The 20,295-nt window shown below is 70.9% G+C and carries 11 protein-coding genes; 1 reads left to right on the top strand and 10 read right to left on the bottom strand.

The window, feature by feature from the left end; genetic code table 11:
- Positions 1-40: 40 nt before the first annotated feature.
- The 8 genes from BCF44_RS35495 to BCF44_RS35460 all read right to left on the bottom strand — a co-directional run bounded on the left by BCF44_RS35495 (position 41) and on the right by BCF44_RS35460 (position 14,110).
- Positions 41-886: a chitosanase gene (locus tag BCF44_RS35495; protein WP_116178798.1), complete on the bottom strand. Its 846-nt coding sequence runs from the start codon at positions 884-886 to the stop codon at positions 41-43.
- Between the two features lie 143 nt (positions 887-1,029).
- Complete coding sequence (locus tag BCF44_RS35490) at positions 1,030-3,225, bottom strand: WD40/YVTN/BNR-like repeat-containing protein (RefSeq protein WP_116178797.1); 2,196 nt, start codon at positions 3,223-3,225, stop codon at positions 1,030-1,032.
- Between the two features lie 83 nt (positions 3,226-3,308).
- Complete coding sequence (locus BCF44_RS35485) at positions 3,309-3,578, bottom strand: DUF6247 family protein (protein WP_147328753.1); 270 nt, start codon at positions 3,576-3,578, stop codon at positions 3,309-3,311.
- Complete coding sequence (locus tag BCF44_RS35480) at positions 3,575-4,273, bottom strand: alpha/beta hydrolase (protein WP_116178795.1); 699 nt, start codon at positions 4,271-4,273, stop codon at positions 3,575-3,577. The genes BCF44_RS35485 and BCF44_RS35480 overlap by 4 nt, the downstream gene beginning before the upstream one ends.
- A gap of 77 nt (positions 4,274-4,350) precedes the next feature.
- Complete coding sequence (locus BCF44_RS35475) at positions 4,351-5,472, bottom strand: glycosyltransferase (protein ID WP_116178794.1); 1,122 nt, start codon at positions 5,470-5,472, stop codon at positions 4,351-4,353.
- 140 nt (positions 5,473-5,612) lie between these two features.
- Positions 5,613-11,045 (bottom strand): ATP-binding protein, encoded by a 5,433-nt coding sequence (locus BCF44_RS35470; RefSeq protein ID WP_116178793.1) that lies wholly within the window; start codon positions 11,043-11,045, stop codon positions 5,613-5,615.
- Between the two features lie 386 nt (positions 11,046-11,431).
- Positions 11,432-12,778: a glycosyl hydrolase family 79 C-terminal domain-containing protein gene (locus tag BCF44_RS35465; RefSeq protein ID WP_116178792.1), complete on the bottom strand. Its 1,347-nt coding sequence runs from the start codon at positions 12,776-12,778 to the stop codon at positions 11,432-11,434.
- Positions 12,779-12,808: 30 nt separating this feature from the next.
- Positions 12,809-14,110, bottom strand: a complete 1,302-nt coding sequence (locus tag BCF44_RS35460) for a glycoside hydrolase family 27 protein (RefSeq protein ID WP_246015942.1) — start codon at positions 14,108-14,110, stop codon at positions 12,809-12,811.
- Between the two features lie 364 nt (positions 14,111-14,474).
- Here BCF44_RS35460 and BCF44_RS35455 point away from each other — a divergent pair, with 364 nt between their 5' ends.
- Positions 14,475-16,214 (top strand): alpha-L-fucosidase, encoded by a 1,740-nt coding sequence (locus BCF44_RS35455; RefSeq protein ID WP_116178791.1) that lies wholly within the window; start codon positions 14,475-14,477, stop codon positions 16,212-16,214.
- On the opposite strand, the gene BCF44_RS35450 is transcribed toward BCF44_RS35455, so the two are convergent.
- Together BCF44_RS35450 and BCF44_RS35445 are read right to left on the bottom strand one after the other, a co-directional pair.
- The gene (locus BCF44_RS35450; protein WP_116178790.1) at positions 16,215-19,010 is read right to left on the bottom strand and encodes a helix-turn-helix transcriptional regulator; all 2,796 of its coding nucleotides are present in this window, start codon (positions 19,008-19,010) and stop codon (positions 16,215-16,217) included. It abuts the gene before it with no gap.
- A gap of 69 nt (positions 19,011-19,079) precedes the next feature.
- A complete protein-coding gene (locus tag BCF44_RS35445; protein ID WP_116178789.1) occupies positions 19,080-20,222 on the bottom strand; it encodes a discoidin domain-containing protein in 1,143 nt (380 codons plus the stop codon).
- Positions 20,223-20,295: the final 73 nt, after the last annotated feature.

Here is a 20,295-nt window from a genome sequence, read left to right as displayed (position 1 = left end):
GTCGGGGGCTGCCGTCTCGGCGGCAGCCCCCGAGGCCGTGTCAGCCGTCGATGTCGAAGGGCTGGCCGTAGACCTGCCAGTGCAGCGGCGGGTTCAGGGCGAGGTTGCCGTTGTTGAGGAAGACCCGCTGCTCGGTGTCGACGCGCGTGGTGTCGCTGTGCGCTGCCTCGGTGAGCATGGCGGCCTTTCGGGCGTCCAGGAACGCGTTGAGGTAGGTCACCTCGTCGCCGCCTTGGGCCGGGGTCTGGGCGTTCTGCATGGCGGTGGCCCGGATCCCGCCGAAGGAGGTGCCGCCGGTGCCGGGACCGTGCATGACGATCGCGTCGTAGTAGATGAACTGCCCGAGCGCGCCGAGGCCGTCCTGCTTGGCCTGGCTCACCGCCGGGTCGAAGTAGACGCGGTCCCGTTCGTCGTTCTGGGCCTGCTGGAAGACGGGATCGCTCGCGGCGGACGCCCAGTCGTCCTTGAACGTCGGGTCGAGGCCGTCGTGCGATTCGGAGCCGTTGACGGCTTCGAGCGCCGGCAGGTACTTCGCGAGGACGTTGCCGGGCTCGCGCTGGGCGTAGTCCCGCACCAGTTCGAGCATGTCACCGGTGCCGGAGCAGAAGCCGATGATGCCGGCGGTGTAGCCGCGCCCGTCGTGGATGTCCTCGATGTAGGCGTACTGGGCCTTCCAGTCCAGCGAGGAGTTCTCCGCGCTGGAGACGAGCTCCATTGCGATCTCCTTCTTCGCGGGATCGTTCAGGTCACCCTCGTCCTGGGCCTGGTGGGCCGTGACGGAGGTGGTGGCGAAGGCGGCTGCGGACGGCACGGCGGCCGTGCAGAGCGCGAGCAGGGAGCCCGCGATCGCGGCCGTGAGGGCGCGCGCGGTGTGTGAAGTTGGCACCGAAGTGTCTCCAGTGGGCAGGGTTTGGAGGTTGTCTTCGGCGGCGGGCTTTCATATTCGTGAACAATCCTTACGATGTCAAGGGTGCGAGCGCTGCTCGTGATCCGCGCCGGCGACCCCGCACGGGCCGCCGGCACGGCCGGTCACGCGACGGTGAGCGAGTAGAAGCCGCGCCCGAAGGTGGCGATCACCAGGCGGTGGTGCGACGGGTCGTAGGCGATGTCGTCGACCGGCACCAGCGGCAGGTTCTGGCCCAGCCGGGCCCACTGGGCGGATCCCGCCGTGCCGGTGAAGACGCCCTGGTCGGTGCCGGCGTAGAGGATGCCGCCCGCGCCGATCACGAGGGTGTTCACGGGCGCCTGCGGCAGGTTTCCGGACAGATCCGTCCAGTGACCGCCGCTGTCGGTGGTGCGCAGCACGTGCGGCTGGGCGGAGCCGGACCGGTAGCCGGACAACGTGACGTAGGCGGAGTTCGGGCTCTGGGGATCCGGGACGACCCGCGTCACCCAGGGCTGACCGGTGAGCACGTTGGTCCAGGTGGCGCCGAGATTGTGCGTGACCCAGACCCGGCCGTCGTCGGTGCCGACCCAGACCGTGTGCTGGTCGGTGGCCGCGGCGACGGTGGTGATGGTGCCGAACGGGAAGTCGTCCTTGCCGGGGCCGCCGGTCAGGTCGGGGCTGATCGCGGTCCAGGTGACGCCGCCGTCGGTGGAGCGGTTGAGCCGGTTTCCACCGTAGTACATGACTTTCGGGTTGGTGGGGTCGAACTGGACGGGGGTGAGCCAGTTGCGGCGGTCGGCGGTGGTGGCGCCGGTGAAGTCGGTCATCGAGGAGCCGCCGTTGGTGGACCGCGCGCATTCGCCGTACTGGAGACAGGCGAAGACGATGTTGTCATTGGCCGGGCTGATCAGGTTCTCCTGGCCGTCACCGCCGAAGTACTCGTTGAACCGCGTGCCGCCCCACGACCGCAGCGATCCGTTGTCCTGCGCGCCGCCGGAGACGCGCGAGGTGTCCGCGGCGGTGATCGCCACGCTGTAGAGCTGCGTGAACGGCTCGACGGTGGCGTGCGTCCAGCCGCCGTCGCCGTTGCTGTCGGACCGGTAGACGCCGCCGTCGTTGCCGAGGTACACCCGCTTCGGATGGCGCGGATCCCAGACGATGACGTGCTGATCGGAGTGCACGGCGTCGTCGGCGGTCCACGTCTTGCCGCCGTCGTGCGAGGTCACCAGGGGCACGCCGGCCAGCTGCACGTGGTTGGCGTCGGTAGGGTCCACCCAGATCTTGCCGAACCACCAGCTGTAGCTGGACTGCGAGTCGACGAGCTCCGCGTCGTCGGGCAGGCGCGTCCAGGTGGCGCCGGCGTCGGCCGAGGTGTAGGCGCTGCCGTAGGAGCCGGCGGTCGTGCCGACGATGGCGTACATCCGGCCGGGCTGGGAGGCGGAGATGCCGAATCCGTAGCGGCCGACGTCGGGGCCGGTGGCCGGCAGCCCGCCGCCGAGCTGCTGCCAGGTGGCGCCGCTGTCGGTCGAGCGGTACAGGCCGGAGCCGACGCCGCCGTAAACCCGTTGGTCGGGCTGCCGGCGGTGATCCCAGAGCGCGGCGTAGACGCGGTGCGGGTCGGCCGGATCGAACTGGACGTCGACGGCTCCGGTGAACGCGTTGGGCACATCGAGCACCTTGTGCCAGGTGCTGCCGGCGTCGGAGCTGAGGTAGACGCCGCGATCGCCACCGGCGTTGTACAGCGAGCCGTTCGCGGCGACGAGGATCCGCTGCGGATTGGTCGGGTCGATGGCGATCGCGCCGATGGTGCCGGAGTCGGGGAGGCCGACCTGCTGCCAGTTCGCGCCGTGATCGGTGGAGCGGTAGACGCCGGTGCCTTCGTAGGTGACGCTGCCGCCGCCCGGATTCGGCTCGCCGGTGCCGACGTAGACAGTGCCGTTGGGCGCTACCGCGACGGCACCCATCGCCTGGGTCGAATCCTGGGGCCAGGCGGCGGTGAAGGTGCGGCCCGCATCCGTCGACCGCCAGAGGCCGCCGCTCGCCGAGGCGGCGTACAAGGCGTCGGTGGTGGTCGGGTCCATGGCCAGGCCGACCACGCGGCCGCCGATGTTGGTCGGACCGAGCGACTGCCAGGCGCCGCCGACCTTCGGCAGGTGGCGGGCCTGAGCTGCGGCGATGTCGTAGGCGTGCCGGGGAAGGGTCTGGCCCGGCACCGTTTTCTGCACGTAGCTGTAGTCGGCGGGGGCCGCCGGGCCACCGTCATCGTCGTCGTCCATGGGGTGGGCCGAGGGAACGACCAGGGTGCTGACGAGCACGACGGCCGTTGCTAACCGAAGCATCCGATCTCCTTCGCGCGGATCCGTGCCGTGACGAAGGGGACGCTAGGAGTAGTGGTCGGCGCGCAACAGCCGTCGAAGGTCGGTCAGTCGCGGTGGCGTGCCTCATCGGCCAGCGCGGCGGCCTCGGCCAGGACGCGGTGGGAGATGCCCGGGTCCTTCTGCTCGGCGGCGACGACGCCACGCCACTTGGCCAGCAGGATGCGGGTGCCGATGAGGTCGCCGGACCTGTCGGCTTCGCGACGGACGACGTCGTACTCGTTCCGGAACTCCGCGCGCAGCAACGGAGGCGGGGTGAGGGCGTCCAGTTCCGCGGCGAGTTCGTCGGCCGTCATGTCCATAGTGGACCTTGTCATGCTGAGATGCTCCCTGCAACACCGGAGATGATGGCTGCGAGTTCGGCCGGGCGGCTCAGCCAGGGGCTGTGGTCCGCGTCGAGTTCGAGGGTCGTGCCGCCGAGTCTTCGGGCCATGCCGTGCTGGACCGGGGTGGGGATGGCGCCGTCGCGCGTGCAGACGACGTAGGTGGCGGGTAGTTGGCCGTACGCCGCCTTGGGGAGGGGGTCCTGGAAGGAGCGTGTCGACTGCGGGGTGAGCTTGGGCGCGGCCGTCGCCGCCTCGGCCGGGGTGCAGGCGTTGAAGAAGTGGCTCTCGGGGTCGGTGGTGGTGAGGCTTTGGCCGTCCGGGCTGGGCAGCCACCAGTCGAGGGGCTGGCCGCCGACCATGCCCTGGAGGCTGGCGCCGGCCGGGATCGCGAAGGCGCAGACGTAGATCGTGTGGACGACGTCGATGCGGGTGGCGGCGATGGCGGTGGTGGGGATGCCGCCATAGGAGTGGGCGGCGATGACGAACGGGCCGTTGAGGTCGTCGAGGGCCGCATTGAGCGCGGCGACGTCGTCGTTCAGGCCGCCCAGGCGGGGCGTGGAGCTGGGGAGGGAGACCGCCGCGGACGGGATGCCGGCGTCGGTGAGCCGGGTGCGGACGTCGTCCCAGCACCACGGTCCGTGCCACGCGCCGTGCACCAGCACAACGGTCGGAAAACTGGCAGCCATGCGTTGGAATCGTAGTTGACTGTTCAAACGATACGGTGGCGGGAGGTGTGGGGCGGCAAGGTTTTCGGCCCGGGCGGTCAGGACCAGGTGGTCTCCAGTATCCGCGCCACGTCGTCGGGCGACGGCATGGCCGCGATCTCGTCGCGCACGAGGGCGGCGCCAGCCCGGATCACCGGGTCGGTGAGGACGCGGATCGCCGCCGCCGCGACCGCGTCGGGCGTCGCCTCGTCGCCGACGAGCGCGATGCCGGCGTCGGCGTTGACCACGCGTTCGGCCTGCCGCGGGTGATCGGCGCCCTGGGGCAGCACGACCAGGGGCACGCCATGGGCGAGCGCGGCCAGCGTGGTCCCGGCGCCGCCGTGGGTGACCATGACGTCGACGCCGACGAGCAGCGTCTCCAGTGGCACGAACCGGCTGAGGTGGACACGGGTGCGGTCCACATCGAACCGATCGGCGTCGGCGTTGAGCGTGACGACGACGTCCAGGTCCCGTTCGACCAGCGCGTCGACCAGCGGCGACAACTGCTCCGCGCGGCCGAAGACGGTTCCGAACGAGACCAGGGCCCGGGGCCTGTCGCCCTTGGCCGGCACGGTCTGCGGCTGCGACCACGGCTGGCGGTAGGCCTCGGGTCGCAGGAGCTGACGCGGGGCCGGCGGCCGCCACTCCGGATAGTTGACCGACGGCGGGCAGATGTCGACGTAGCGAAGCGGCGGGACGCGGATCAGGCCGCGGTCGGCGTACCTGGACGCGACCACCTCGTCCATCGCGGCGGTGTACTCGTCCGGCCGGCGCGGGCCGTAGGCGAACATCGCCGCGGGGGTGCCGAGCGCGGCGGCGACCACCGGGCCGATGTGGTCGGAGATCTCGTGGACGAGGAGGTCGGGTCGCCAGTCGCCGGCCATGGCCAGCGCTGGTTCGGCCGACAGGTCCACCGCGCTGCCCGCGAAGATGTACGCGGCGCCTCGCGGCTCCGGTTTGTCGATCATGTCGATGCCCGTGGCGCGCAGCGTGTCCGCGACGGCGTCAGCGATCGTCATCTCCGTGGCCAGCAGATCGAAGGCCTCGGGCTTGACCAGGTCTGTCGCCTGCGAGGACGTGAGGAAGCCGACGGCGTGGCCGCGAGCGGCGAATGCCCGAGCCAGCGGCATCATCGGCAGCAAGTGTCCATGGATGCCGGTGCCGGAGAAGAGGATGCGCACATCCGCAAGCTAACAGGCGGTGGCGCGTCCGACGGAGCGGTTGGGCGGAGGGTGCGCATTGTCGGCACGAACGGTCGGGCCGTGACAAAAAAGCGGCCCGCCCGGAAACCCGAGCGGACCGCACCAGACCTCAACCCGTTCTACCCCTTGCGAATGGCCTCGATGATCCGCGGCCGCAGCTCCGCCGCGCTCACCACCGCGTCCACGGAACCGACCTCCACCGCCCGGTGCACGCTGTGCACCCGGTCGAACTCCGCGGCCATCTCCGACAGCTTCTCGGTCCGCACCGAAGACCGCACCTCGGCCAACCGGGCGCTCAACTCCGCCCGCACCGCCCCGGAAGCCTCCGCGAGCTGACCCTCAAGCTCCACAACCCGCGAGTCCTCCGCCGTCCGCCGGTTCACCTCCAGCGTGAAGACAACCGCCGCAGCCGGCGCGCCGCCGATCACGGAAGCGAACGAACCCTCAACGGCCAACACCGTCATCCGGGGGTTCAGCGCCTTGGAGAAGACGACGAACGCCCCGCCGTGGTACCGCGAGATCACCGAGAACACGATGGGCCCGTCGAAGTTGACGATGGCTCGCCCGATCTCGGCGCCGTACTCCAGCTGGAGCTTGCGCATCGACTCCGGCGACCCGTCGAACCCGGACAGGTTGGCCAGCACCACCAGCGGCCGGTTCCCGCTGGCGGCGTTGATCGCCCGCGCCGCCTTCTTGGACGACATCGGGAACAGCGTGCCGGCGGTGTACGAGTCGGGGCCGTCGGTGGGAGGGAAACCGCGCCGCTGCACGGACTTCGACTCGATACCGAGCAGACACACCGGCTGCCCGCCGAGGTGCACGTCCTGCACGACCGCCGTGTCGGCGTCGGCCATGCTGGCCCACCGCTCCAGCACCGGGTGGTCCTGGTCGGCCACCGCCCGCATCACGGTGCGAATGTCGAACGGCTTCTTGCGGTCCGGGTTGGACGCCGCGGAGAAGATGTCGCCGACGGTCGCGAAGTCGCTGCCCTCGACCACGTGCGGGAACGAGGAGATGTCCCGGTCCACCGGGTCGCCGGAACCCGCCGCGCGCGGCCCGACTTCCCCAGGCGCCACGTAGGTGTGCTCGTAGTGCGCCATCAGCACATCCCGCGCGCCGGCCAGGCTGGGCGCCCAGTACTGCGCCTGCCCGTTCGGGCCCATCACCCGGTCGTAGCCGCCGATGCCGAAGTTGTCCTCGGCGGACACGCCGCCGGAGAAGTCCAGCGCCTGCTTGCCGGTCAGCACCATCGCCGAGTCCGGCGTCATCACGAGGATGCCCTTGGTGTGCATGAGCATCGTCGCCTCGGCGTTCCAGTACGGCTGCGCGCCGACGTTGATCCCCGCGACCACGATGTTGATCTCGCCGCCGTCCTGGGTGAACTCGACGATGCGCTTGAGCGCCGCCGCCACCCAGTCCATGTTCTCGGTGCCGGACTCCATGGAGATCCGTGCGCCCGAGGACAGCGCGAACCACTCGACCGGCACCTTCATCTGCTCGGCCAGGTCCAGCGCGGCGATCACCCGCCGGCACTCCGGCTCGGACAGCGCGCCCAGCGACTTGGTCGGGTCGCCGAGCAGCACGACCCGCTTGACGCCCTCGGGGTACCGCTCGGTCGGCGTGCTCACCACACCGGCGACCATCGCCGCCGTGTTGCGCCCCTTCGGCCGATCCACCGGCACCAAGGCAAACGAGGAATCCAGGTCGTGCTCGGTGAAGTCGCCCAGCAGCCCCGTCAGCTCGTACGGGTACACCGTGTTCCGGCTGCTGGCCCGCATCACCTTGAGCCGGTAGTCGTCCAGCGGCTCGACCGCGTCCACCGGCGGCTCGTCCACCGACAGCGTGGTGCCGCCGGTCGCGTCGAACGCGATCCGCACGGCGATCTTCGTCAGCTCCCCGGTCTCCGGGTCACGCTGACGGGCGATGAACAGGATCTCCTCCAGCCCGGCGCCGGCCGTGGTCGGCAGCACGCGGCCGGCGATCATCTCCAGCTCCTCGCGGGTCACCTCGCTGACCGGCCAGACGTAGACGACGATCCGGTTGGTGTTGAACCGGTTCTTCGACGGACGCCGCGACTGGGCCCGCCGGATCGAGTCGAGGCAGGTGGCGACGGTGTCCTCGGCGGTGGGCAGCGCGACCAGGCGGCCGTCGTGCTCACGCAGCTCGGTCAGGTCCCGCACCTGCGCGAAGGCGACCAGCCGGTCGTCGGCGGGGTTCTCCCTTGCCACACAACGGAACAGGTACACCTCCTCGTCGGAGGACGGCAGGCGGGTCAGGTCGAACTTGCGCAGCCGCTCCAGCTGCATCCGCTGCGCGATGTACGGGTGGAGACCGCGGATCAGCCGCTCCTCGGTCATCCCCGTGGTGGACGGCCGGAACGTGAAGTGGTGGTGCATGACGGCGCCACCCCGGCCGGCGACGGTCGCCGTGACCCGGCGGACCTGCACCGGCAGCGGGTGCGCGGCGATCACCTCGTGCAGCTCCGCCGCCATCGCGTCGAAGTCCTCGGGCTGCTTCTCCCACGCCAGGTAGATGTCGGCGTCGACCGCCTCGTCGCCACCGGCCAGCTCGGCGAGCCCCCGCAGCGCGCTGCCGAAGGCGTCGAAGCTGACCGCGGCGGACGCGATGCGCGCGCCGGCCCGGGAAGCCACCACGAAGGTGCAGCCCGCGACCTCGCTGCGGTGCACGTCGGTGGTGCCCTTGTTGCCGTAGTAGCGGCGGATCAGCACCTCGAGCATGGTGGCGTTGTCCAGCTCGGCGCGGATCAGGCGCTGCCCCAGCAGGCGGACCAGCGGCTCCGTGCTGCGGACCATCTCGGCGATGCGCTCGGCGCGGTCCGGCGAGTCCGGGTGCGCGTCGAGGTGCCGAAGGTGGTTGCGCACGGCGGCGTACACCCGGGCCCGGTTGCGGCGCAGCAGCGGCTGGCCGAACCACGCGAACACGACGCCGCGGGCGAGGTCGGAGACCACCGGGAACCTGACCTGCGTGGCCGACACCAGCCGTTCCAGGGCCAGACCGGTCGGCTCGCGCAGCGTCTCGTCCGGCGGCAACTCGTTCAGCCACGAGCGCAGCAGCGTCATCACGACGGTCGCGTCGGACGCGGCCCGCTGGAGCGCGAGGAAGATCCGGAAGACCGCGGTCTCCAGCTCGGGGGTGCGCTCCAACTCGGTCACGCCGTAGTGCGCCAAGGCCTTGGACAGCTTGGCCTGGAACGCCTCCGGCAGGCCGGCGCGCTCCACGTCCAGGCTCTGCAGGTACGTGTGGAAGTACTCGCGGGCGCTGTAGGAGTGGCTCTCCTCCTCGCCGGTCGGCCGGTTCCGGCTCAGCTCGGCGAGGTCGGCGAACACGTCCAGCAGCGCCAGCTCCTCGGCCAGCGGACGGTCGTCGGCCTCCTCGCGGGCCGCCACGTAGTCGGCGAGCACCCGGCGCTCGTCCAGCGGGTCGACGTCGAAGCCGAGCAGCAGGTTGCGCAGGTCCTCCTGGCCGCGGGCCAGCCGCTCGGCCACCGGCACGACCGCGGGCGCGGCCGGCAGGTCCAGCTCGACGGTCTCGACCGGGCCGGCGTCCTCCTCGGAGTCGTCGGCGATCGGCTCCAGCCGCATCAGCGGGGCGCCCGTCGGCACCTGGCTGCCCACCGAGACCGGGCGTTCCTTCAGCCGAGCCTTGAACGGCGCGCGCAGCACCGTCTCCATCTTCATGCTCTCCAGCACGATGATCGGCGCGCCGGCCTCGACCTCGTCGCCGACCTCCACCGGGGTCGCCACCACCAGCGCGGGCGCGGGGGAGCGGACGACGCCGCCCTCGTCGCGGCTGATCCGGTGCGCCACGCCGTCCACCTCGACCAGGTGGATCGGGCCGTGGGTGCCGGTGAGCAGGCTGTGGCGGGAGCCGTTGACCAGGATCTGGCCGGTGTGGTGGTCGAAGCGGTCCAGCACGACGTCGGCGGTGCGGACGTCCTCACCGGCCTCGACGGCCACCCGGAACCGGGTCGCGCCGACCCGGGCCACCCGCACGCGGTAGCCGACGCCGCGGAGCTTGAGGTCCAGCGGGCGGCCGCTCTCGTGCTGCACCTGCGGCCGGCCGCCGAACGCGGTGGACAGCAGGCGCTGCCGCTCCACGCGCTCCTCTTCCTCGTACGCCTCGATGGCCGCGGCGGCCAGCGCGACGGAGGAGTGGCGGTGCGAGACCAGCCGGCCCTCGCCGCGGACCCGGTCGATCCAGCCGGTGTCGGCGCTGGCGTCGATCACCTCGGGCTGGTCGAGCAGGTCCAGCACGAAGCTCTTGTTGGTGGCGCCGCCCTCGATGATGACCTTGGTCTCGGACATCGCCCGGCGCAGCCGCGCCAGCGCCTCGTCGCGGTCCCGCCCGTACGCGATGATCTTGGCGATCATCGAGTCGAAGTCGGCGGGGATGGTGTCGCCCTCGCTGACGCCGGTGTCCACCCGGATGCCCGGGCCGGCCGGCAGGTCCAGCCGGGCGATGCGGCCCGGCGACGGCGCGAAGTCGCGGTCGGGGTCCTCGGCGTTGAGCCGAGCCTCCACGGCGTGGCCCAGCTCGGCCGGCTGCTCGCCGGTCAGCTTGCCGCCGGCGGCCACGTGCAGCTGGAGGCGCACCAGGTCGGTGCCGGTGGTGATCTCCGTGATCGGGTGCTCCACCTGGAGGCGGGTGTTCACCTCGAGGAAGGCGAACAGCTTCTCGCCCGGGTGGTACAGGAACTCGACGGTGCACGCGCCGCGGTAGCCGACCTTCACGGCCAGCCGCTCGGCGGACGCCTTCAGCTCGGCGGTCTGTGTGGGGCTCAGCACCGGGGAGGCGGACTCCTCGATGATCTTCTGGTTGCGGCGCTGCACCGAGCAGTCGCGCACGCCGAGCGCCCACGCGGTGTCGCCGTCGGAGATCACCTGGACCTCGACGTGGCGCGCGCCGGTGACCAGGCGCTCGAGGAACACGACGCCGGAACCGAAGGCGCGCAGCGCTTCCTGGCTGGTGCGCTCGTAGGCGTCGGCGAGCTCGTCGGCGGAGGTGACCTTGCGGATGCCGCGTCCGCCGCCGCCCGCGGTGGCCTTGAGCATCAGCGGGTAGCCGATGTTCGCGCCGGCGGTCAGCGCGTCCTCGAGGGTGGCGACCTCACCGCGGCTCCACGGCGCGACCGGGACGCCCACCTCCTCGGCGATCAGCTTGGCGCCGATCTTGTCGCCGAGCTGGCGCATGGCGTCCGCGCTCGGGCCGACGAAGGTGACGCCGACCTTCTCGCACACCTCGGCGAACGCCGGGTCCTCGGCGACGAAGCCCCACCCCACCCAGGCCGCGTCCGCGCCGCTCTCGACCAGCGCCTTCTCCAGCTTGGCGTGGTCCAGGTACGGCCGCGCCGACGCCGGGCCCAGGTCGTAGGTGAGGTCGGCCTCGCGCACGAACGTGGCGTTGCGGTCGGCGTCGGTGTAGAACGCGACGGTCTCGATGCGGCGCCCGGTCTCCGCGGAGAGATCCCGGACGGCGTGGATCAGCCGCATCGCGGCCTCTCCGCGGTTGACGATGGCGACACGACTGAACACCGACCGAGCCTCCTGCACTAGAACCCGGTGGGGCCGACGGACCCCACTCCCACCCTGAACACTCTCGTGGATCCGCCAGTGGCGAAATGCTGTATGTGACGGCGCGGAGCACCGGAAATTGTAGAAACCCAACAAAAGATGACCCCGGTCACAGGGTGCGCCGCGGGCGGCCCGGCCTGTCGCGCTGGACAACGGTCGGTACCGTCGCCCTCCGGACCTGCCGCCGCGCCCATGACGTCCCTTTCGGCCGGGGAACGTTTCGCCGCGCGCTTCGCCGCGCGCCTGCCGTGCAGTCTCTCCCACCGGCGTCTAGTGGAACTCGCAAAATGATGGAAAAAAACGGGGAGCCGGGCAAAAGCCCAGCTCCCCGCCGTTGTCCACTTCGCTCAGCCGGTGACCACCAGTGCCGCGCTGCCCGCCGGGACGTCGATCGTCACACTCCCGTCGCGCACGGTCACATGCTGCGGCTTCGGCGTGAAGGCGCCGTTCTTGCCGACCGCGGAGCCGGCGATGGTGATCGCCGTGGAGTCGAGCGAGGGGGCCGTCAGGACGTACTCGCTGGCCCTTGCGGCGGGGGCGGCAAGGGTGACGGTCGCGTGGACGGCGGAGGTGCCCGTGTTGTTGACGAACACGTTCGTTCCGATGCCCCAGGCGGTCACGTTCGAGCCGCCGGCGACCGTCGCGGCGTGCAGCGAGCCGCGGCCGGCCAGCGCCCAGAGCAGCTCGCCGTAGTAGACGCCCTGCACGCCGGTGGGGGTCATGCCGTCGAACACGATCGGCGAGTACGCCAGCGGGAACTGGATGGACGTGCCGCCGTGGAAGTTCACGCCGTCGCCGTGGTTGGCGGCGATGCCGTGCATGTAGTCCAGCGACCACAGCGCCGCCGCCTGCACGTTGCTGACGCCGGCCGCGCCGCCGTGGAAGTAGGAGTTGGACTCGGTGATCCGCCAGTGGGCCAGGCCGTTGTCGGTGATCGCCTTCTCCATCGCCGCCTCGTTGGTCGGCAGCCGGCCGGAGGAGTTGGAGGCGAGCATGCCCGGGATGGTGGCGGTGGTGTTGCTGGCGATGTAGAGGTGCGTGGACAGCAGGGACAGGCCGTTGGCCTTCTCGTGCGCGGCGAAGGTGGTGGACCAGTCCGTCTTGTCGGCCTCGCCGGGGCCGTCGAACGTCGCGTTCGGCACCTTTGCTCGGATCGCCGCCACGTAGGCGTCGAACGCCGTCTCGTAGGCGGTCTCGGAGTCGTACACGTTGGGCTCGTTGCCGATCTCGAACGCGATCAGGCTGCCGCCCAGCGCGTGCGCCGCGAACTGGGCCTCCGAGGCGGCATTGGCCGGAGTGTTGGTCTTCAGGTTGATGCCGTAGATGACCTTCCAGCCGGCCGCCCGCACGAAGCCGGCCAGCTTGGCGACGTCCGCGGGCGCGACCTCCGTGGCCGAGCCGCCCTTGCCGCCGGCGTTCCAGTTGACCTGGTCGCCGAGGTTGCCGCCCAGGCGCAGCACACTCGGGCCGAGGCGGCGGAACAGCTGCACCAGGTCGGTGTCCTTGGCGTCGAACAGGCCCGCGCCGACGCGGTCCTTCTCGTAGCTGAAGCCGGCGAAGCCGCCGCCGACGTGGCCGCTGGCGGCCTTCGCGACCGTGACGGTCACCGGTGTCGGGGCGATCGCGGTGCCGCCGGCGAACACCGCCAGCGAACTCAGTGCGAACGCCAGCAAACGGGCGGGTACCACCCTCATCGATGCTCCCTTTGATCAGTGCTGTGGGGGTCAGTGCTGCGGAGTGACGGAGATCAGGCGGGACGCGCCCGGTGCCAGCGAGGCGTCGAAACTGGTTGTCGTGCCGAGGTTGCTGTGCGCCCAGAGGTCGCGGACCTTCGCCGGGCCGGAGAAGCCCAACTGGCTCCAGTCGACGCTGACGGTCGCGGTGGAGGCGCCGAGGTTGAACAGCGCGACGTCGTAGCTTCCGTTGGCCTGTTTGGCACTCCAGATCTGGTCCGTGAGCTGCTTGCCCGGGACGCCGGCCTGGTTGACGGCGATCACCTCGTCGTTGGTCATCAGCTTGAGGTCGCCGGCGTCGAGGTGCGTGAGGTCAGCGCCGAGCAGCAGCGGTGCGCAGCCGATCGACCACAGCGTCATGGCCGTCTGGCGCTGCGTCGGCGTGAGGCCGTCGTTGTCGCCGTTGCCCAGTTCCAGCGAGTCCAGGTCGTTCCAGCCGCCCGGGCCGCCGTACTGGGTCCACTTCGGCAGGTCCGTGAAGCGCTTGGACACCTTGGCCCAGCTCGTCAGCGGGTAGCTGCTGCCGGGGGCGCCGCAGTGGTAGCACTCGATGTCGCCGTCGATGCGCCAGCCGTTCGCGTACTGCTTCCAGGTCGCGGCGTCGGCGTAGGACAGGGAGTTGGAGAGCTCCAGCACGATCGGCCGTCCGTTGTGGACGATCGCCTGGTGCCAGGCCTTGATGTCCGGGCGGTTGTCGGCCGGCTTGTTGCCGCCGCCGGGGCCGACGAAGTCCATCTTCACGTAGTCGACGCCCCAGGACGCGAACAGGTCGACGTAGCTCTGGATGTACTGCTGCGCGCCGGGTTTGCTGTAGTCGATGCGCCAGTAGCCGCTGCCGAGCGTGTTGCCGATGGTGCTCGTGTCGGCGATGTCCTTGGCGTGGTAGGGGGTTCCCTTGATCGGCAGGTTGGCGTTCACCACGCTCTGGCGGATGCCCGGGTTGAGGTAGAGCCCGAGCTTGAGGCCCATGCCGTGCAGTTTCGCCGCCAGGACGGGGATGCCGTGTGGGAACAGGCCGGTGTCCCAGGTGTCGCGGCCGTAGGCGTCGACGTGGTCGCTCCAGCCGGCGTCCAGATTGATGTAGCGGTAGCCGTGCGATTCGAGGCTGGTGTGCATCGCGTCGGCCTGCGCCAGGATCTTCGCCTCGTCACCGGGGCCGCGCAGGAAGCTCCAGCTGCTCCAGCCCATGATCGGTTTCGTGGCCGCGCCGCCGGGGGCGGCGGCTGCCGGCTGGGCGGCCAGGACGGCGAGGGCGGTCACGGCGACCGCCAGCAGATGTCTCTTGGTCGGCACGATCCGGTTCCTTCCTCGATGAAGGGGCGCCACCGGGCGGCTCGGAGACCTGGCGACTATAGATCCGATGTATCCGTACCGTAAAGGTCTCCTTCGTGACTGCCGTGCAGGTGTTCCAGAGGTGGCGGCGGTGTTTCGCGGCCGGCCGGTTGTGGCCGATCGTCGTGGCCGATCCGCCCTCGCTGGCCGTCAATACCGTTGTCAGGGCGGGTGCCGGCGAGGCGTCGGCGTTGTTGTGTGCGTTGTCCGGTCGAGGAGGCGGTTGTCATCGACGATGTCGATCGGCCGGGCGTGCCGACGGTTGACGACGCGGAACGGGCGGCGGTACACATCCGATGAATCCGGCAGACTCTGGGGAGTGGGCATGAAGCGGATGTGGCTGGCCCTGGTGGCCGCTCTGATGATGACCGGACTGTGTGCCGCGCCGGCGTGGGCGGCGCCGGGCGACAACCATGCCCACGACGACCCGTTCACCGCGGCGCGCACCGCCTGGTGGCGCGGCGACCGGTTCGGCATGTTCATCCACTTCGGCGACTACTCGAACTGGCAGGGTGTCTACCAGAAGCCGGACGGCACCACCTGCCAGAGTGCCGAGTGGATCCTGCAGAACTGCCAGATTCCGATGAAGGAGTACGAGGCGAAGGCCGCGACCTTCAACCCGGCCGCCTTCGACGCCACGAAGATCGTGAACCTGGCCGAGGCCGCCGGCCAGCGCTACATCGTGATCACCGCCAAGCACCACGACGGCTATGCCATGTGGCCCACCAAGGTCAACACGTGGAACCTGCGCGACCACTCGGCGTTCGACAAGCACCGTGACATTCTCGCCGAACTGAAGGCGGCCGCCGACAAGGCCGGCATCACGTTCGGCATCTACTACTCGATCAAGGACTGGCACGACACCGGCTGCCAGCACGACTTCCCGGCGTACCGCAAGAACATGTACGCCCAGTTGAAGGAGCTCGTCACCGACTACCATCCGGCGCTGCTCTGGTTCGACGGCGCCTGCCCGGCGTGGAGTCCCGCCGAGGGCGACAACCTCCAGAACTACCTGCACGGCCTGAACCCGGACCTGGTCGTCAACAACCGGGTCGGCAAGCGGCGGATCGTCGACGGCGACTACTCGACGCCCGAGCGCACCATTCCGGCCGCTCCGGTGGACGGTGCGCCGTGGGAGACGTGCGACACCATCGCGAGCCACTGGGGCTACAACCGCAACGACACGTTCAAGTCGCCGGTGACGTTGACGCGGAACCTCCTGGACATCGTCTCTCGCGACGGCAACTTCTTGCTCAACATCGGGCCGACCGACACCGGAGCCGTCCCGACTGGACAGTCGACCGTGTTGCAGGCGATGGGGTCGTGGCTGAGCGCGAACGGGTCGGCGGTGCGTGACGCCGGGTACACGGGTCTCGTCGCCGATCCGGACTGGGGCGCGGTGAGCCGTTCCGGCGACAAGCTCTACGCTTCCGTCTACGACTGGGGAAGGCCGCTGCACCTGACGGCCCGGTCGAAGTTCACCATCACCGGCGCGCGCGTGCTCGGCAGCACGCAATCCGTTGCCTGGAAGGCTTCCGGGGACGGCTACGACCTGACGCCGTCGGGCGGCGCGACCAACGGCACTGCCACGGTGATCGAGCTGACCGTCACCACGCCGCCGACCGTGACGACCGCACCCGGCACCGGATTGACCGCGCAGTACTGGCCGAACGCCACCTTCACCGGGAAGCCCTCGGTGACACGGGTTGATCCGACGCTGAACTTCGCCTGGCAGTTGGACGGCAGTCCCGCGCCGTCCATCCCCGTCGGCGCTTTCTCCGCGCGGTGGACGGGATCGGTGGCGGTTCCCGTCAGCGACAACTACTCGCTGGCGACCGTCTCCGACGACACCGCCCAGGTGTGGGTCGACGGCAAGCTCGTCATCGACGCCTCGAAGCCGCACGCCGTTCGCGTGGACAAGGCCGTTGTCGGGCTGACGGCCGGCCGGCACACGATCCGGGTCGACTACACGCAGGCCGGCGACGAGGCGTACCTCAAGCTGCTGTGGTCCAGCCCGAACATCGGGCAGCGGATCATCCCCGCCGGGTCGCTGTACCCGGCGTAGCTACCCGGACTCCTTGGCGTTGCGCATGAGGTGGCTGGCGAGGGCTGTGCGGGAGGCGACGCCGAGCTTGGTGAAGATCCGCGACAGGTGGGCCTCGACGGTCTTGGGGCTCATGAACAACTGGCTGGCGATCTGGCGGTTGGTGTAGCCGTGGGCGACGAGCTCGGCGATCTCCAGCTCACGCTGGGACAGCGGGCCGCCGTCGCGGCGGACGCGGGTGGACTTGGCGCCGAGCTGGCGCTGCTGGTGGACGACGGCGGCGTGCATGCCGGCGGCGCCGGCGTTGGCGAAGAGCTCCTTGGCCCGGCCCAGGTGCTGCTGGGCGTCGTCACGGCGGCCGAGCTCGGCCAGGGCGGCGCCGAGGACGTGGCGGGCCTGGCCCTCGTGGACGGGCAGGTGGGCCTGGGCGAAATTGTCGGCGGCGCGGGCGGCCAGGTCGGCGGCGGCGGGGATGTCCTTGGCGGCGAGGTGGGCGCGGGCGGAGGCGAGCCAGGCCTGGGCGGTCCGGCCGGGAAGGTCGCCGTCGGCGACGGACTGCTCGGCCCGCCGGCCCCAGTCCAGCGCGGCCTCGACGTTGCCCAGGGCGACCTCGGCGCGGACGAGCTCGTCGAACCAGAGGCGGCGCAGCGACGGGGCGTAGCCGATGAGCGCGGGATCGCCGCCGCGCATCAGATCCTGCACGCAGCCCTGCGGATCGCCGTTGGCCAGCCGGGCGGCGGCCAGCGCGGCGACGCCCTCGCCGGACCACCAGTACGCGCCGGGCGCGGCCTTTTCGACGGCCAGCTCGGCGAAGTGCAGCGCGGCCTTCACGTCGCCGCGGCACAGGGCGATCTCCGACTGCCGGGCGTGGATGACCTCCTGCAACTCGGGACGGCCCATCACCAGCGCGGCCTCGAGCGTCGCCTCGGCCTGCTCGGCGGCCTGCGCCAGCTCGCCGAGCTGGGCGTACACCTGCGTGAAGGTCAACAGGATGTCGGGCTGGAGATGGCCGTGGCCGGTGCGTTCGGCCAGCGCGGCGCAGCGGCGAACGTGGCGCAGGGCGTCGAAGTTGCGCTCCAGCACCAATTCCGCCCACGCCAGCTCCAGCGTGAGGTACAGCCGCTCGGCGAGTTCGCCGTCGGACAGGCCGTCCAGCATGGTGGAGGCACGGCGGACGTGTGACACGGCGGTCTCGAAGCGACCGGTGTAGGCGTCGGCGGTGGCCAGGATGCTCAGGCCGACGGTCAGCGTCAGCGGGCGGATCTCATGCAGCGCAGGGGATTCCAGCACCTGCATCACCCAGGTACGGGCTTCCTCGAACTTGGCGCACTGCAACAACCCGGCGGCGATGTCGATCCGCATGCCGAGCGCCAGCCGGTCGTGCCGGTCGGGCAGCCGGGTCAGCTCGGCGGTGAGCAACGCCTGCGCCTCGTCGTAGCGGCCGAGCAGGCGCTCCACGGTTCCGCACATCGACACGGCCGCGCTGCGCAGGTCGCTGGGCTCCTCGGGCAGCAGCACCAGCAGGTCCTGGAGGGTGCCCCGGCACTCGTCGATCCGACCGGTGACGAGCAGAGCCCTGGCGCGCAACAACATCAACCCGCACAACCGGCTGTGTTCGGCGGGAGTGCGGGGGAGGAGGTCGATGGCGGTGCGCAGCCAGTCGACGGCCAGCGCGGGCACCGTGCCCAGCACGGACTCCGCTGCCTCGACGAGGACGTTGATGGCGCTGTCGTCGCCGGCCCGGGCGGCCCGCTCCACGTGGTGCGCACGGGAAGTCGCTGGCGCGCCACGCCTTTCCAATCCGGCGGCGGCGCGGGCGTGGGCGTTCAGACGCCAGGCGGGGCGGCCCGTGCGATACGCGGCGCTGCGCACCAGCGGGTGGCGGTAGCGGAAGCGGCGGGCGCTGCTCTCGGCGCGGATGAGGTCGCGCGCGACCAGTTCGTCCAGATCTGCCAGGGTTTCGCCCTCCGGCAGCTCGGCGACCTCGGCCACCAGCTCCGGATCGAACGGGTCGCCGGCGAGCGCGGCGGCCTGCGCCACCAGCAGCAGCCGCGGCGTCAGGGCGGCCAGTTCGGCGGACAGCGCCACCTCGGGATCGCCGTCGGCGGCGACGCGGGTCAGCGCGTCGAGGTAGAACGGGTTGCCACCGCTGGAATCGTGCAGCTGCTTGGCCCGGGCCGCGTCGACGTCCGGCAGCAGCTGCCGGACTTCCTTCAGCGTCAACGGTTTCAGCTCGAGACGGAGCCGCTCCGGGCCGGCGGCGTGGGACAGCGCGGCGAACAGCCGCTCCGACGCCTGCCGCGGCCGGTAGCTGACGGCGAGCAGGAACGGGCCGGTCGGCGGGTGGCGCACCAGGAACTCCAGCAGCCCCACCGAACCCTCGTCGGCCCAATGCATGTCGTCAAGCAACAAAGTGCCGCCCTGCTCGGGCGTGACGACCTCCAGCAGCGTGCGCACCGCGCGGTAGAGCCGGTGGCGGCCGACGCCTTGCAGGTCGGCGTGCGCGACGGCGCCGCCGTGGAAGACGGCGGTGAGCAGCTCGACCGCCGGCTCGCCGAGCAGGTCGCGCTCGGTGGTGTCCAGATCCGCGACCCGGTCCGCGAGCGCGTCCAGGAACACCGCGAACGGCACATGCTGCTCGAATTCCGTGGCACGGCCGCAGAACACCGCGCCGCGGTGGCGGGCGAACTCGACGAGCAGGCTGGTCTTGCCGATGCCCGGATCGCCGACGACCTCGACCAGCCGGGCCGCTCCCGGCGCGTGCAGCAGCGCGAGTTCGTGCTCCCGCCCGACTATCGGGCGGCTGGTGCCGTTCACGACTGTCCCCTCAGTGTGGCCTGACGGACAGACAATACGCGAAGGCGATCGATCGGCCGGTGAACGAAGTCAGGCGGTGGGCCAGACCGACACCTGGGTCAGGCCGAGCAGACTCGACGCGCGCAGTCGCACGTAGCGGGCGGTGACCGTCTCCAGCAGGGAAACCTTCATGAACCGGCCGGCGCCGCTGCCGCGCGCGGTCCAGGTGTGGGCGTCGTCGCTGGTCTCGATCGCGACCGGCTGGCCGGCGGCGACGCCGCGGGCGAAGACCGCGCCGATCTGTTGCGGCCGGCCGAGGTCGAGGTACACCCAGTGCTCCGTCGCGGCGGTGCAGTCGTTGGACGTGCATTCCGGTTGGATGAGCGGATGTTCGAACGAGCCGTCGGTCAGGACACAGGGGGAGACCGGCACGGGCTTGCCGTCGGGACCGTCGGTGTAGCAGGCCGCGGCGCGTGACTCGGGGCGGCCGACCTTGCCCGTGAACGGAATGCCCTGGCTGGTGTAGGTCGTGTCGAAGCTGGTGTCCGGACCGGCGGCGCTGCCGGTCGTCGAGACGCGGATCACCCCGTTCACGTCCTCGAACGCGCGGGCGTCCACTGTGGATCCCGGCGTGCCGTCGGCCGACCAGACGTCCTGGAAGTCCTTGGCGAAGTGGACGGTGTAGTCGCCCGAGCCGGCCAGCCGATCCCAGCCCACGGTGGTGTTGGCCGCGTCGCCGACGGCCGTGACGTGCTGCGGTTCCCAGAACTTCAGCGCCGGCACGGCCAGGTCGGTCCGCTGGATCACGAAGTTCGTCTGCACGCCGGGGCCGCCGACCTCGTCGCCGGCGGCCGGAAGCTGCGCCGACAGGCCGAAGTTCGTCGCCGTGTTGAAGCTGCCCCGCACGTCCGACCCGCTCATGTGGACGGTGAACCGGCCCTGGCCGTCGGAGGTGACGGTCCGCAGGATCTTGCACACCTGCGGCGGGTTGTCGGCCAGGCACGCGGTGCCCAGCGTCCCCACCACCATGAGGCCCTGCGTCGCGACCTCGCCGAGGTCGGGGACGCGGATGAGAGCGAGCCGCAGGTTCGCGGCCGGGCCGCCGTTCTGCCGGACCACCTGGCCAGTCAGCGTCACCTCCGCGCCGGCCGGCACCTTGCTCTGCGCGCAGCCGGCGGTGAGGGCGGCGACCAACGTGACGGCGACCGGCGCGGCGACGCGGATCTTGCGCATGGCGGCGATCGTAGGGAGCCGTGCCCCGGTCCGACGGCGTTTTCGCGCAACTGGCCCCTACCAAAGTCGGTGG

The organism is Kutzneria buriramensis (assembly GCF_003387475.1).
GTDB lineage: Bacteria > Actinomycetota > Actinomycetes > Mycobacteriales > Pseudonocardiaceae > Kutzneria > Kutzneria buriramensis.
The sequence above is the reverse complement of the archived record's forward strand: the minus strand, read 5'-3'. Positions and strand labels throughout refer to the sequence as shown.

Coding starts and splice junctions, on each gene's coding strand:
- BCF44_RS35490 (WP_116178797.1), bottom strand. CDS start 3,225: ATGCTTCGGTTAGCAACGGCCGTCGTGCTCGTCAGCACCCTGGTCGTT.
- BCF44_RS35485 (WP_147328753.1), bottom strand. CDS start 3,578: ATGACAAGGTCCACTATGGACATGACGGCCGACGAACTCGCCGCGGAA.
- BCF44_RS35480 (WP_116178795.1), bottom strand. CDS start 4,273: ATGGCTGCCAGTTTTCCGACCGTTGTGCTGGTGCACGGCGCGTGGCAC.
- BCF44_RS35465 (WP_116178792.1), bottom strand. CDS start 12,778: ATGAGGGTGGTACCCGCCCGTTTGCTGGCGTTCGCACTGAGTTCGCTG.
- BCF44_RS35455 (WP_116178791.1), top strand. CDS start 14,475: ATGAAGCGGATGTGGCTGGCCCTGGTGGCCGCTCTGATGATGACCGGA.
- BCF44_RS35445 (WP_116178789.1), bottom strand. CDS start 20,222: ATGCGCAAGATCCGCGTCGCCGCGCCGGTCGCCGTCACGTTGGTCGCC.